This window comes from Roseateles sp. SL47 (assembly GCF_026625885.1).
Taxonomy (GTDB): Bacteria; Pseudomonadota; Gammaproteobacteria; order Burkholderiales; family Burkholderiaceae_C; genus Roseateles.
The window spans coordinates 3,771,019-3,784,546 of the sequence record NZ_CP113068.1 but is presented as its reverse complement, the minus strand read 5'-3'; the positions used below and the strand labels follow the sequence as shown (position 1 = coordinate 3,784,546).

The following is a 13,528-nucleotide window of genomic DNA, read 5'->3' as shown; positions in this document are numbered from 1 at the left end:
CAACACTCTGAGAGGATTGAGCCATGAGCAAATCGAAAACGTTCTCGCCCGAGGTGCGTGAGCGCGCGGTGAGGATGGTGCAGGAGCACCGAGGGGAGTATCCGTCGCTGTGGGCGGCCATCGAGTCCATCGCGCCCAAGATCGGCTGCGTGCCGCAGACGCTGAACGAATGGGTTAAGCGCGCAGAGGTCGATACCGGCGTGCGCGAGGGCGTGACGACCAGCGAGGCCCAGCGCGTGAAGGAACTCGAACGCGAGGTGCGCGAGCTGCGCAAGGCCAATGAGATTCTGAAGCTGGCCAGCGCGTTTTTCGCCCAGGCGGAGCTCGACCGCAGCTTCAAGTCCTGAAGGCTTTCGTCGACCAGCATCGCCAGCAGTTCGGGGTCGAGTCGCTCTGCCGCGTCTTGCAGATCGCCCCGTCGGCGTATTGGCGGCATGCTGCTCGCCAGCGCAACCCGGCGCTGTGCTCGCGTCGCGCGAAGCGCGATGCCAGCCTGGTGCCCCACCCTATGCACTGCTCAGTACGCAGTTTGTCGGAAACTCTTCAATAAGGGTGATTGAATAGTATGGACCTTCGATACCCCAGTAGAAACTTTGGGAAGACTGCAAAGTCCGCATTCGATGCACAGCAGCCTTTGAAAATTTTCATTAAGCACGGGTGGCGATCCCGCCTATTGGCAGCAGCGGTCGCACGCCTGCCTACCTATGGAATCCCCGATCCAAAATTAATTGGAAGTCTAGGATGGACGTGGCTGGTGCCAAATCTAATCTTTCCAACATTTTTTGTTATTCATTGGGCATTTGTTCGAGCAGGTTATTCATTTCACCACCAAACAATCGACAAACAACTAACTATTGAGTATTTCAAGCGTTGAATTCACTGTCATAGGTCTGTTGCCTTTGTACTGTCGCATCAGGAATCTGCCTCGTCAGTGGTCAAAGCAATAGCGTATGGCGCAAAAGTCACAACTTCTTCGCCGAGCCATTCGTTTAGCGTTCGAAACCTAGTCTGCAACGGCTCAATCTCGTTGCGAGCGAAGACCTTGGCCGCTGGAAGGACCGCCCCAAAGCCGCCCGTATTGCTGGGCACGATACCGAGCAACTGCGGCGGGATCCGATGGGCCGCAAGCACATCATCCCGGCTCACGCTCTTGATGTTGAAGAAGTCGTCCTTGGCAGCAACCTCGCTCACTGGAATGAGCTGCACGCCGTCCTTCTTCCCGTTCGGCGAGTAGAGGAAGAGGTTCCTAAAGTTCCCTGGGCCCTTGCTGTTCTTCAGCGCCTCCCTGATCCCGTCGATATCCTCTTGCTGCTGCGCGGGGTCGCTGATGTAGAGGATGAAGCCAGCGTGGCTGCCGTTGTTGTAGTAGCGGCGCCGGCACAGCGTGGCCGACTCGTTCAGCCAAGCCGCCTGCAGCGAGCTGAGGTACTCCGGCAGGCCGTAGATCTCCTGGTTGATGTCGGCCTCCCGCAGGTGAAAAACGGAGCCCGGCATGAACTCCCGAGTTCGACACCAACCGCCGTAAGTGATTGATCCGTATAGGTTGGCCCTTCGGAATTGCCACTACAGCAGCGTCAACTGGGTGTCGATAGTCGGTTTCTTGATGCGCAGTGCGGCCAGGGCCTGGGCCTGGCGGGGTTGAACGGTGGACACGCCGTGGATGGGCGCGCTGCTGTCGATGCTGACGGTGTGACGCTGGATGCGGCGCAGGTCCGCCAAGGCGGCTTCGGGTGACAAATCGCTGCCGGCCAGCTTCAGACGCTGGCGTATCACGCGGTACAGGATCAGCGCCATGAAGCAGATGCTGGCGTGGGCCTTGATGCGCTCGGGCAGGCGGTGGAAGACCGGGGTGATCTCGATTTCGGACTTCAGCACCTTGAAGCCGCGCTCGATGTCGGCCAGCGCCTTGTAGCGCCTCACCACCTCGTCGGCGGCCATGTCCTGCACGTTGGTCACCAGCATCAGCTTGCCGTCCATCAGCTGCGCCCGGGCCAGCGCGGCCTCGTCGATGGCGTAGGTGAACAAGTCGGACTTCAGGTCGACCTGAATGATGCGCGCCAGATGGGCGTCGCTCACCTCGTGGAAGAAGCGCGCCTTGGCGCCCGAGTCCGAGAGCTTGCGCCCGCGTTGGACCTTACCCTCATCCTGCGCGTCGAGCTTGCCGGCGAGTTGATCGGCGCGCTGCTGCAGCGCATGGATGCGTGCCAGGCGCTCCTGGGTCTGCTCGGCGGCGCGTACCGGGTTGTGCGCCACCACTAGGCGATGGCCTTGCCACTGGGCCTCAGTGACGATCTCGTCCGTGGCCTGCGCGGCCTTCTGGGCAAAGGGCTGCAAGACCTCGACGAACTCGGCATAGCGCCGCCCCGGCACCGCCAGGATGAACTCCAGCGGCCGGTCACCCGCCACCTGCAGCTTCGTCAGCGCCTCGATGTTGTCCAGCGACAGCAGCCCCCGGTCGGCCACCACCACCAGTCGGCGGATATGCGGGTAGCGCGCCAGCACCTTCTTGAGCGTGGGCTGCAACGTCGGCGCCTCGGCCGCATTGCCGTCGAAGGCCTCGTGATAGATCGGCATGCCGTCAGCCGTCTGCACCACGCCCAGCATGAACTGGCGGGCGATGACGCCCTCCTTGGACATGCCGAAGTGCCGCACGTCGCCATCCTGCTGGCTCAGGCCCTCGGCACGGATGGTGGTCAGGTCATAGAACACGACCGACAGGTCTTCATCGATGAGCGGGCGCAGCAACTGGGCCACGCAGTCATCGACGGCAGTCTGGTGGTCCATCAGCGCGTCCATGCTGCGCAGCAGGTGTTGATGGCTGAGCTTGTCGACGTCAACGCCCGGCATGCTCACCGTCTGTAGCCAGCGCAGCACGCCCAGCTTGGACTCCGGGTCACACAGCCGGTTGAAGACCATCACGCGGATGGCGTGTTCGACAGCGGTGGTGAAGCGGGCGCGCCGGAAGACGGCGGCCAGGCCATCGAAGCCCAGTTCGCGCCACAGCGCATCCAGTGCCCAGACATCGCCCAGCGACAGCGCCGACTCGAAGCTCACCTGAGGGCTCTCGGTCGCGCCGACGGGGCGGCCCTTGGCGCGCAGCAGGCCATTGAGCAGCGCATCGACCTGGCCATCCTGCTCATCGACGCGGCCGAGCGTGGCGACCGTGCGCTGGCGGGGCTTGCCAAGCTCATCGCGGAACGACTCGACCAGCTGCGCGTAGGTGCGCGAACCAGATCGGGTGAGCTTGATGAACATGGCCAGAGTGTGGCCAATTCACCCATGGCATGCCAATACCCAACATTGGCAAACGTGCCACTACAAATAAATCGACAGCATGCGTCTAAGTCGTTGATTCCAAACGATCCAGCCGGCGGAATGTGCTCGAAACGGCTGTTTGGTGTCGAACTCGGGTGAACTGGTGCTCGTCCCGCCAGCCGCGCACGAAGTAGTAGGTCTCCAGATCCGTTCCGCGCCGCACGTACTTCGCAAGGGCGTGCTTCAGCTCCAGCGGCTTGCCAGTGCGACTGCGCTGCAGCTCCAGGTAGCCATTGCCGAAGGTAAGGAAGTCCAGAACCAGTGCGCCGAACGTCTCCGCGCTGAGCAACTTGTGAGGCTTGAACGTGGACACCAGCAAATTGCGCTTGAAATAGATGCTGCTTGAGGTTGCCCCTGGAAATCGGAGTGCATAACCCGATCATCAGGCGGCAGGTTTGCACTGCGCCGCCAGCCAGCGTTGCTCGAACTGCATCGGGCTGAGATAGCCCAACGCCGAATGTAGCCTCGAATGGTTGTAGAAGGCGAGCCAGTCCATGACGACTTGGCGTGCTTCCTCGTGCGTGGCGAACCGGCGGCCATGGACGCAGGCCGTCTTCAGTCGTCCCCAAAGGCTCTCGGTCGGGGCGTTGTCCCAACAGTTGCCCTTGCGGGACATCGAACTGCGCATGCCCCAGGCCTTCACGGTGTCCTGGAAGTCCCGGCTGCAGTATTGACTGCCGCGATCGCTATGGAAGCACAGGCGCTCAGCACCAACTGTCAACAAACGTACCCGAGTTGTTTCCGCGCGACTTCACAGTATGTCTCCCAGTGTGCTGCCGGGACACGTCTTTCTAGACTGATGCAAACGGGGCATAGGCCTCCCAGGAAGACTTGTCATGAATCACTCACACACACGCGCGCGCCGCCAGCCGGGCCGCCATCGCCCCACCCGGCATCGTCTGGCCGCTGCGTTGGGGCTCTCGGCGGGTCTATCGCTGCTGGTGCCGCTCACCGCGCTGGCCCAAGCCACGGGCGCCGCTGCAGACGCCGACACCACGCCGCGCAAGCTGGAGCGTGTGGAGATCACCGGTTCCGCCATCAAACGCCTGGCCGATGAAGGCGCCCTGCCCGTTCAGGTCATCACCCGCCAGGACATCACCAAGGCCGGCGTGACCACGGCGGCCGAATTGATGGCCACCGTCTCGGCCGCCAGCAAAGGCTTGACCGACGGCGTGAGCATCGGCACGGGCGGGTTCAAGGACCAGATGGGCATGAACTCCGCCAATCTGCGCGGACTGGGCACCTCCTCCACCCTGGTGCTGCTGAATGGCCGCCGCATGGCCAACTTTGCGTCGCCGGGTGACGACCAGGGCGTGGATCTGAACAACATCCCCGCCGCAGCCATTGAACGTGTGGAAGTGCTGCTGGACGGCGCCTCAGCGCTCTACGGCACGGACGCCATCGGCGGCGTGGTGAACTTCATCACCCGAAAGGACTTCCAGGGCGTGCAGCTGGATGCGTATGGCGGCTTCTCCGGCGAAGGCGGCGCAGGCAAGCGCACCGGCAGCATCTCCGGCGGCTATGGGGACGTCTCGCGAGACGGCTTCAACCTTTTCGGTGTGCTGGACTTCCAGCGCACCAATGCCTTGCGCACCTCGCAGCGCCAGTTCATTTCCGACTTGCGAATTCCTGAGCGCCTGCCGCATTTGCTGTCCGGCGTCACCTACCCCGGCAACATCCGCCTGAGCAGCGACCAACGGGACTATCTCCAGTCCGTGGGCTTCACCATCAACGGCAAGCCCATTGTCAACCGCACCATCAACCTCAGTGCCCCCAACTGCCAGCCGCCGCACACGCTGTATCTGCCTAGCGGCATTGGTGGGGAAGATGCCTGCACGTATGACTACATGCGTGACCTGGAGCTGTATCCCAAAACCGAGAAAACCGGCTTCCTGGGCCGTGGGGTTTTCAAGATCAACGACAGCCACCAGGCGTTTGTGGAGTACGCGTACAGCCGCGCGCGCAGCTGGTATGTCGGCACCAGCAACCGGATTGATGCGGAACTGGATGTGTCCAAGATTCCGGAACTGGCCGCCACCGGCCTGGCCGATGCCCTGCCGGACGACCGCAGCATCCTGGTGCGCACCCGGATGATTGAAGGCGGCAATCGGGCCAGCCAGTTGACCAGCACGGGCACTCGCGTGGTGGTGGGCATGAACGGCACCGTGAGCGGCTGGGATTACGACTGGGGCTACAACCACAGCGTGAACCGGGTCTCCGACCGCGACGTCCGGGGCTATTACCCGGAAGACGCCACGCTGCAGGCCTATGCGGACGGCCTGCTCAATCCGTTTGGCGCATCCAGCGCCGAGGGGCTGGCGCTGTTGAAATCCCTGAACATCGACCAGGAGGTGCGGCGGGCGCGAGGCGTGATGGATTCGGTGGATGCCAAGGTGTCCCGCGCGCTGACTCGGCTGGATGGCGGGGATTTGGCGGTGGCGCTGGGTGCCGAATTCCGACGGGAGAAGGCCGCTTCATCGGCCAGCGACCTGTTGATGTCCGACAACATCCTGGGCGACTCCTCCCCCGGCGACGCGCAGTTCACCAACAACTCTCGCAAGGTCTGGGCCGCGTACGGGGAATTGTTGGCGCCGTTTGCCAAGGGATGGGAGGCTCAGTTGTCGTTGCGGCATGACCGCTATCAACGCATCGGCTCCACCACCAATCCGAAAGTGGGCCTGCGCTGGACACCGATGCCGGACCTGACACTGAGAGCATCGGCCGGCACTGGATTCCGGGCCCCGTCCATGGACGATCTGTACCGCCCGACCAAGGTGTCCTTCACCTCCATCCTGCCGGACCCGGTATGCATGGCGGAGAACGACAACGACTTGAGTTTCTGTGCGGATGCATGGGAAACCCGCACGTCATCCAACCCCAAGCTGAAGCCGGAAAAGTCGCGCCAGTTCAGCATCGGTTTCCTGACCGACCCCTCACCATTGTGGAGCGTGGGGGTGGACTACTGGAACATCCAGAAGCGCAATCTGATCAGCACACTGGGCGATGACGTGATTCTGTCCAACCTGGACAAATACGAACCCCTGGTGCACCGTTACAACGAGGATGAAGGCTTGGCCGGATGTGACTACGACGCGTCCGACTCCAGCATCTGCTTCATTGAACTTCGCAAGGAAAACCGGGGCCGGGAAAAGGCCTCCGGCCTGGATCTGACCTTGCAACTGCGCTCGGCGGCGACGGAATGGGGCCGCTTCTCGGCCAAACTGGTCGGCACCTGGACCCTGACGTCCAAGCGGCAAACGGGTGATGGCGACCCCTACATCAGCAATCTCGGGCGGTTTGTGACCGATGGCGTGGTGCAGCGCTGGCGGCACCGGCTGAATCTGGATTGGTCGCGGGGGGATTGGAGCCTGAATCTGGCGAACACGTTCTACAGCGGCTACACCGATCAGAACTCCGCCATTGATACGGACACCGGCACGGTGGTGGAGAAGAACAAGGTGAAGGCGTATTCGCTGTGGGACTTGTCCGGGGGCTGGGAAGCCACCAAGGCCTTGTCCCTGCGGGCGGGGGTGAAGAACCTGTTTGACACCTCGCCGCCGTTCTCCAACCAGGCCTACTTCTTTATTTCGGGTTATGACCCGAGCTATACGGATCCGCGCGGACGGTTCTTCTACGTGAGCGGCAGTTATCGCTTCTAAGCATGAGGGTGTGCAGTGGCCAGGGAGGCCGCAATGGCCTTCTCCTGCACTGTGGAGTCAACGATCACGCGTTCGAACTCCGCCGGCTTGATCGCCTTCATGCCCACGGCCACTTCGATGGTCGTCTTCAGCAGCTGTTCGACGCCCGCCTCACCGAGCGCGCGGCGGAAGCGCCCGATTTGTGTCGCGTCACAGGGCAGGCGTGGCTCGAAGTACTGGTTGCCGCTGAAGAACTGGAAGTACACGTCCTGGGCCCAGCGCTCGACCACCGACTAGTCGCTCTCGCCATAGACATGCTTGAGATACGGGAGCGCCACCATCAGCCGGATCGGCAGGCGCGGCCGACCGCGCTGGCTCACGCCCGCGCCAGCGATCTCCAGCGTCGGGCCGAACAGGTCCGCGCCCTCAACCACATGAACGGCACGTTCCTTGTGGGAGAACAGCGGCGCCAGCGATGCCTCGATCTGCTCCCACGGCATGCGCGTGGCCAGCACCGCCAGCGCATGGCGCATGTCGATCATCGTCTCCAAGCGCGCTCGGAAGAAATCTTCGGGCGCCATCGCGGTGGTCTCCAAACTCCCAGGAACTGCACCCCATTGCAACGCAAACTGGGAGTTCTGGATATCAGCGATCACCCGCAAAGCCAGTGTTCATGCGGGTCGGCGGGGTTTTGCAGGCCCGACCAAGAACTTCATCACCGTGGCCTACCTGCGGATGTCAAAGCTCACCCACTTGCCCGTCATCCCGATGGCACGGGTTGCCTCGCATTGACGGGCAGCTTTCCACACGGAACGGGATAGAGCCCCCTCACCTGCACCACACCTTCATGAAAGTAATGGTCTGGTCGGGGCTTTTCTCCAAATCGCAGGCATTGGATCCAGATACCTCCATCCCTTTCCAGCCATCCGAGAAAAATACCTCTTCCGCGTCATCAAATTCAAAAGTGCCGAATTCCTGCAATTCCGAAACCTTGGAACCCAGCCCCACCTTGCCCTTGAATTTGCCCCGGTACGCGTAGAATTCATTGCCCATCATGCCGTCGGCGGTGATGGTGACTAACCGTCCATCACTAAATACCAAACGCACCAAGCTGTTCTGCCATTCATACGGCAGCCCCAGTAAATCTACCGCTCGGAGATGGATGGCGCCCTCTTGCTGATCGTCCACGATCAATAGAGGGGAGCCGCGAAACTGGACCTCAGCGCCGGCAGGCCCCAGCAACGCGCGAACGGAAGAGAAATCCATCCCCAACGTCAAACCGAGCATGCGGTGGCCAGGCTCAACAGCGGCTTCCCAATCAATCTCCGCGCTCATTTCTTCAAACTCCACGATTTGGTGGCCTGATTGTAGACAATCGGCTGACCGGCCTGATTGTAGAAAGTTGTGTTTCCTTCAGGCCAGCCTGTCACGCGATAGGTGGCCGGGTCAATAACCTTCACGATGGCACCACCTGAATAGGTGAATTTGTAATACTGCCCCTGGTGGGCACTTCTCATAACCCCGTTCTCGCCGCACCTGAAGGCGCGAGCATGTCCGCAGCCTCGGATTGAGGCCGCACAAGCCCGTTTCAGCCATCGAAGCTGGCCGCCAGGCCCCTCATCTCCCGCTTTGCGGGCTCAGCGGGCGCACCTCGCCCTTGGCGGCGCTCAATGCGCCGGCTCATGGGCGGCCAGCCACACCAGTCGCTTGACGTTGTAGGCCACGCACTGGAGCGTGTTCGCCAGTTCATTGCGAGCCAGCGTCGTGGCCCGCACCACCTTGCCACCCAACTGCTGCAGGCCCGCGAACACGTGCTCGCCTCTGGCCCGGATGCGGTTGATGGCCGTGTTGCGTGCATCCAGCCGCTGACGCTTCTGCTGCCCAGGCCGGGCTCTTCTGCCGATGCCGTCTCGCAGTTGCTGCTCTCGCAGCAGGTCCCGGTTGGCCTGGCTGTCATAGCCCCGGTCGGCCAGCACGCGTTTGCCGGTGTTGCTGGGGTCCAGCACGTCCTTCAAGGTCTGGCCGTCGTCCACATTGGCCGGCGTGACCTTGATCTTGCGGATGAGCTTGTAGCGCGCGTCGCTGTTGGCATGCACCTTGTCGCCGTAGTGGCTCTTGCCGTGCTTCTTCGTCCAGCGGGCGGCGCGGTCGGTGTGGCGCAGCTTCTTGGAGGACCAGCCCTCAGGGGCCTGCCCTTCATTGAGCGCTTCGCGCTCCTCGCTCTTGGTGTGCGTGACCGGCGCCTGCACGATGCTGGCGTCCACGATCTGCCCGCCTCGCGGGATGTAGCCGTGAGCCTGCAGTTGCTGGCTCACGGCCTCGAAGATGGCCCTCCCGCCCAGGCCACCCTGGGCCAGTTGCTGCTTGAAGCGCCACAGCGTGCGTGCGTCCGGGATGTGCAGCTCGCCTGCAAGCCGGCAAAAGTGCTGGAAGCTCATGCGGTCCAGCACCTGGTACTCGCACTCCTCGTCGCTCAAGTTGTACAGCGACTGGATGAACACCAGCCGCACCATGATCTCGGTGGAGTACGGCGGGCGACCACCCTTGCTGCGGTCGGGCCGTGGGCAGGCTGCCTCCACCTGAGCTGCAACTGCTGCGAAGTCCACCAGTTCGTCCATCGCCGCGAGGTTGGCGATGAAGCTGCCCATCTTCTCCTGACGTCGGTCCTGAACGAATAGGTCAGATGAAGCCTGGCGGCGCCAGAAGGCCGACGGCTTGATGCGGGGTGTGATCATGGCCTGTATGGTGACCGATTCCGGTGTCAGGTGTGAGAGAGGTTTTGAGAAGTGCCCACGAGGCGTGTCGGCCTTCCGCCATTGCCAAACTACCAAACGTCAATCCGCGCGCACTCGAAGTCAATCATGTCGCCGACTTGAAGACCACCAGGAATGTAATCATCTAGAACCATTTCTATTCCGCCAACAATAATCCGCTTACTTTGCGAGTCCTTGAATATCCCAGTTACTTTGTGAGCGAGCCCACCTTCCACCTGAAGCTCTATGCTCTGTTCTTCAGCGGCAGACCGCATGATGTTCTTTGCGCCAAAAACGTGCAATGGCTGCTCCAATACTTGGCCCACCGAAAGCAAGCAGGGTTGCGAGAATGCGCGGCAGGAAAAGTGGCCGTGGCTCACGACAACTTCAGCCTCTTCGGCCTCCCTGGAAATCCATTCGATATATTCAACACGCATTAAATACTCCTGCTCAATAAGGCCATTTCCAACCCAAGTTTGTTTTCGGGCCAACGATGTCGGTCAGAACGCTACTCGGCTGCGCCAGCCAACCCAGGCTGGGTGCCTTCATTCCGAACCAAGAAACCGACTTCAAGTGCATCGTGGTGATTTCACCAGTCGTTCTATCGAGACCAACAAACAAACCTTTTGCCGAACCAGCTCCTCCGGGTATGGCCGCATATCCGTTCAACTCCGGCACGAACTTACCGTTTTGAATCACCGAGTTTGCATCAGACAAATATTGCTCGAGCGTGTAGTTTTGGTGACCAAGCACGTCCGCGATTTCGCCACCGTGTTTGTTGAAGTGAATGAGATCTTGCCCCGGCTTAAACGCCAATGAATTACTGGCCTCGGCAGCACTGCCATCATTGCCAACCTCACAACACGGCGCATTATGAACCCACACCCCCATTCCCCCCACGTGGTAGGTATGGTGTTCATGAACCTCGATGTTATAAACCGTCGCCTTACGTTCCAACGCCCTCTGTGCATGAACGGTCAAATCTCGACCCAGTAAGTCGATCACCCTCATCCCCGGCTCCAGCGAAGCCGCACGCACCCATTGAGCTGTTGCTGCTCCTTCTTCTAGCGGTTGATTCCCCGGCACACGGGTCACCCAGAACGGGTGTTCCGCCGTCGTCTGCAGCGCCTCTTTCCGTCCATCGGCGTCAACGATCACCACCTCAAAGATCGGCTGATCCTCGGTGGACACCGTTGCCACCACCGGCCGCACGCCCGGGGCCTGCGTGAACTCATCCCTCGACAGCACCAACTCGCCACCCACAAACGTCTCGATGGCTTTGGGCCCATCCACCGTATGGATCAGCGTGCCGGCAACAAAGCAGTTCGGCGGCGTCAGGCACTTCGGCGCGGCGTCCGGCGTTGCCTCACCGGTCTGCTTTTCCGGTGCCACCTTCTCCGGTGTCACCTCCTCCGCCCCGCTCGGTCCCTTCACCTCCGGAAGACTCTCTTCCACCTTCCCTGCAGCAACGCCGCCACTGCTCCCCGGCACCCCATCCACCTTCTCCGACAGATGAGACAGCGCCGGCACCTCGACCTGTTCCACTTTGGACAGAACGATCCCGTCCACCTTCTGCACGAGACCCTTGGCAGCCATCGCCGCCGGTTCCAAGGCAGCCCCCAGCGCCGCATACGTCAATGCGGCTCCGATCTCGCTGCCACCGGCCTTGATCGTCTCGGGGTCGGTGGAGCTCAGCTTTTCTCCGGCCGAGAACCCGATACCCAAGGGCGTTGCATCCACCACCACCTTCAGCACATCGCCTAAGGTGATGTCCTTGGCCTTCCCGCTGAGCAGCCACTGGGCCATCGACGATTCGTAGGCCAGTACATCGCGGGTCACGGCCTGGCCTTCGCTCACGCTCGCCACCACATTGCTGGCCGTGCGCACGGTCCCCAGCGTCATGTCGTGCTGGAACAAAGAACGCGGCTACTCGGGCAGGACGCGCAGATGGTGAACGACGGGGCGCGGTGGTGAAAACCCGTCCCGGCCTGCAGGCACCGCAGGCCAGACATGATGGAGCGCAATCCGATGAACTCACAGCCAACGTCGAGCAGCACTGAAGCCCCGCGCAGGTCGGCGCGCGTCAAGGTAGTTGTCGCCTCAGTTATGCAACTCTTGGCTGAAAATCTTGATTCCGAAGCTCGGCTGTCACGACCACATCCCGCTCCGGGTTGAGCGTGACCGTCGCGATCGCAGCCTCGTCACGCGTGCTGCGTGACCAGCGGGCTGGATGGCGTTGACCAGCTTTCGAGGAGTCAGAATTTGGCCGTTAGGGCCCCCGCCGGTGGCGATGGCCTGGTTCAGCTCATCAACCGAACTTACATTTTCCAAGAGCCGCCCCGTCGAATCCCGGATTGTTATGCCCAGGCGAGGCATGACGACGGTCGTAACTGCGGGCGCAACAAACTGCCCTTGCCCGAATAGGGTGTCTGTTCGGTTCATGACGCCGTGGCCGGCGAAGGCCTGTCCGCTACCGCCAGGAGTGACCGTCTCCGCAAGCGCGTGGCCGTTCGTGCCGCCCAGTCCCCGCAGAGCTTCGACTTCACCGCCTACATTGCCAAGTTAAATTTGGCGTAGAACCTTGACGTCGCTGACGGAGCCACGGGAGGCATCCACAGCCTCCCACACGGAGCCGTCTGGGAAATAGACGAGGAAGCTACCCTGCGCCTCTGCGCCGTGTTTGCGGTAGTCCCCGACTACCGCCTCAGAACCCAGCTTGCTGGCTGCTTCGGCCGCCATGTTCCCTAGCGCGATGTCATCGAGTGCCCGAAAGCAGACGCCAGATAAGTTCGCCTTCAATCCGTCTGCCGCAGCTTGGACGGAGATACCGATTCGTTCCTTCCCCTCCCATGCCTCCGCCCAATATTCATCTTCGGAGACGATGCATTCTTTAGAGAGATGAAAGTGTATAGAAAGAAAGTCCGCCAGCGCCTCATCCGAAAGGGCCTCTCTGAAGCCAATCTCGAAGAGATCGTGCATATTTAGTTGCCTTTCGAATTAAATAGTTGCGTCAAGCGTTCCGCAGAATCACTCGATAGGCCCGGGTTGCCCGCTGCCATCTGCCCCTCGAACGCGCGCACTGCGTTCCCTAATGGGATAACCGCGCCACAGAGGCACGTTTGCGGTAGGAGGGAAGAATCTGAAGTCCACCCCGCCGGAGCTAGCAAACCAGCGGCCAGTTCAGACTATGTTCTGGGTCGGAGCATTTCCGGCATTGCCGGATGCAGTTTGCGGCGAGAACTTGCGGTCAACGGGACGGCGGTGCGGCACCGCCAAGCGTACGTCTGGTCCTTAAATCCACCTCAAACGGCGCAGGCTCATTTTCGGCGGCGTCCCAACCATCGCCGAACAGCACACCATTTCTCTCTCGAACATTTTTCAGACCATCCCATGAGACTGCGGCAGACGTCCACGAATCTCCATCCGCATAGAGCACGAGCATACGGGAATAGTCAAAGAGAGCGACTGCATTGGCCGACGCCGATGCACACCCCCCCATCACCGGCCGAATGGGTAATTCAATCCAATCGGCCGGGTTGGCCGGTGCTACTTGATAGGCAATACCGCCAGCAATAACCAAAGCATGAACCCCATCCGGATGATCACAGCAGAAGCTCACTGCATTTGGCGACTCTCGCCCGGAGAGAAAGTGACCGACCCATGATGCACGGGGCGCCGCATCGAATCGAATGCTGGCTCCATTCATCCACCGGTCAGGCAAGTAACCGGGGTACGCAAAACATTCCAACGCTTCATCTGCTTCGTTGAAGGGCAGAAGCGCGAAAGAATGCTCGCCAAAAAAATATTCAATGCTCATTGCGG

11 protein-coding genes, 4 pseudogenes and 1 other annotated feature are annotated in these 13,528 nt (G+C 61.1%); of the genes and pseudogenes, 3 read left to right on the top strand and 12 right to left on the bottom strand.

Annotation, left to right across the window (positions count from 1 at the left end):
* Window positions 1-23 precede the first annotated feature (23 nt).
* Window positions 24-502 (top strand): annotated as a pseudogene (locus OU995_RS16680) (transposase); the annotation flags it as partial.
* Window positions 302-418: a sequence feature (AL1L pseudoknot), on the top strand. Its footprint overlaps the pseudogene before it by 117 nt.
* 410 nt (window positions 503-912) lie before the next feature.
* Here the strand turns inward: OU995_RS16680 and OU995_RS16675 are convergent.
* The 4 genes and pseudogenes from OU995_RS16675 to OU995_RS16660 form a co-directional block, all read right to left on the bottom strand.
* Window positions 913-1,500: pseudogene (locus OU995_RS16675) on the bottom strand (phage portal protein); the annotation flags it as partial.
* 63 nt (window positions 1,501-1,563) lie between these two features.
* Window positions 1,564-3,255 (bottom strand): IS1634 family transposase, encoded by a 1,692-nt coding sequence (locus OU995_RS16670; RefSeq protein ID WP_267831129.1) that lies wholly within the window; start codon window positions 3,253-3,255, stop codon window positions 1,564-1,566.
* Between the two features lie 85 nt (window positions 3,256-3,340).
* Window positions 3,341-3,628 (bottom strand): hypothetical protein, encoded by a 288-nt coding sequence (locus tag OU995_RS16665; protein ID WP_267831128.1) that lies wholly within the window; start codon window positions 3,626-3,628, stop codon window positions 3,341-3,343.
* A 69-nt stretch (window positions 3,629-3,697) separates the two neighbouring features.
* A pseudogene (locus OU995_RS16660) lies at window positions 3,698-4,015 on the bottom strand (integrase core domain-containing protein); the annotation flags it as partial.
* A 136-nt stretch (window positions 4,016-4,151) separates the two neighbouring features.
* On the opposite strand from OU995_RS16660, the gene OU995_RS16655 reads away from it, so the two are divergent.
* A complete protein-coding gene (locus tag OU995_RS16655; RefSeq protein WP_267831127.1) occupies window positions 4,152-6,974 on the top strand; it encodes a TonB-dependent receptor in 2,823 nt (940 codons plus the stop codon).
* 29 nt (window positions 6,975-7,003) lie between these two features.
* On the opposite strand, the pseudogene OU995_RS16650 reads toward OU995_RS16655, so the two are convergent.
* Window positions 7,004-7,534: pseudogene (locus OU995_RS16650) on the bottom strand (transposase); the annotation flags it as partial.
* Here OU995_RS16650 and OU995_RS16645 point away from each other — a divergent pair.
* On the top strand, window positions 7,485-7,745 hold the full coding sequence (locus tag OU995_RS16645; protein WP_267836426.1) for a hypothetical protein: 261 nt from the start codon (window positions 7,485-7,487) through the stop codon (window positions 7,743-7,745). The pseudogene OU995_RS16650 and the gene OU995_RS16645 overlap by 50 nt on opposite strands.
* Before the next feature lie 36 nt (window positions 7,746-7,781).
* Here the strand turns inward: OU995_RS16645 and OU995_RS16640 are convergent, their stop codons facing one another.
* The 7 genes from OU995_RS16640 to OU995_RS16610 all read right to left on the bottom strand — a co-directional run bounded on the left by OU995_RS16640 (window position 7,782) and on the right by OU995_RS16610 (window position 13,523).
* Window positions 7,782-8,288: a hypothetical protein gene (locus OU995_RS16640; RefSeq protein ID WP_267831126.1), complete on the bottom strand. Its 507-nt coding sequence runs from the start codon at window positions 8,286-8,288 to the stop codon at window positions 7,782-7,784.
* Window positions 8,285-8,470: a hypothetical protein gene (locus OU995_RS16635; RefSeq protein ID WP_267831125.1), complete on the bottom strand. Its 186-nt coding sequence runs from the start codon at window positions 8,468-8,470 to the stop codon at window positions 8,285-8,287. Before OU995_RS16635 ends, OU995_RS16640 begins: the two co-directional genes overlap by 4 nt.
* Window positions 8,471-8,620: 150 nt before the next feature.
* Complete coding sequence (locus OU995_RS16630) at window positions 8,621-9,688, bottom strand: IS5 family transposase (RefSeq protein ID WP_267831124.1); 1,068 nt, start codon at window positions 9,686-9,688, stop codon at window positions 8,621-8,623.
* Between the two features lie 89 nt (window positions 9,689-9,777).
* Window positions 9,778-10,143 (bottom strand): hypothetical protein, encoded by a 366-nt coding sequence (locus OU995_RS16625; RefSeq protein WP_267831123.1) that lies wholly within the window; start codon window positions 10,141-10,143, stop codon window positions 9,778-9,780.
* 13 nt (window positions 10,144-10,156) lie between these two features.
* A complete protein-coding gene (locus OU995_RS16620; protein WP_267831122.1) occupies window positions 10,157-11,608 on the bottom strand; it encodes a polymorphic toxin-type HINT domain-containing protein in 1,452 nt (483 codons plus the stop codon).
* A gap of 660 nt (window positions 11,609-12,268) precedes the next feature.
* Window positions 12,269-12,685, bottom strand: a complete 417-nt coding sequence (locus OU995_RS16615; protein ID WP_267831121.1) for a hypothetical protein — start codon at window positions 12,683-12,685, stop codon at window positions 12,269-12,271.
* A 268-nt stretch (window positions 12,686-12,953) separates the two neighbouring features.
* Entirely contained in the window at window positions 12,954-13,523 is a 570-nt protein-coding gene (locus tag OU995_RS16610) for a hypothetical protein (RefSeq protein WP_267831120.1), read from the bottom strand.
* Between the last annotated feature and the right edge of the window lie 5 nt (window positions 13,524-13,528).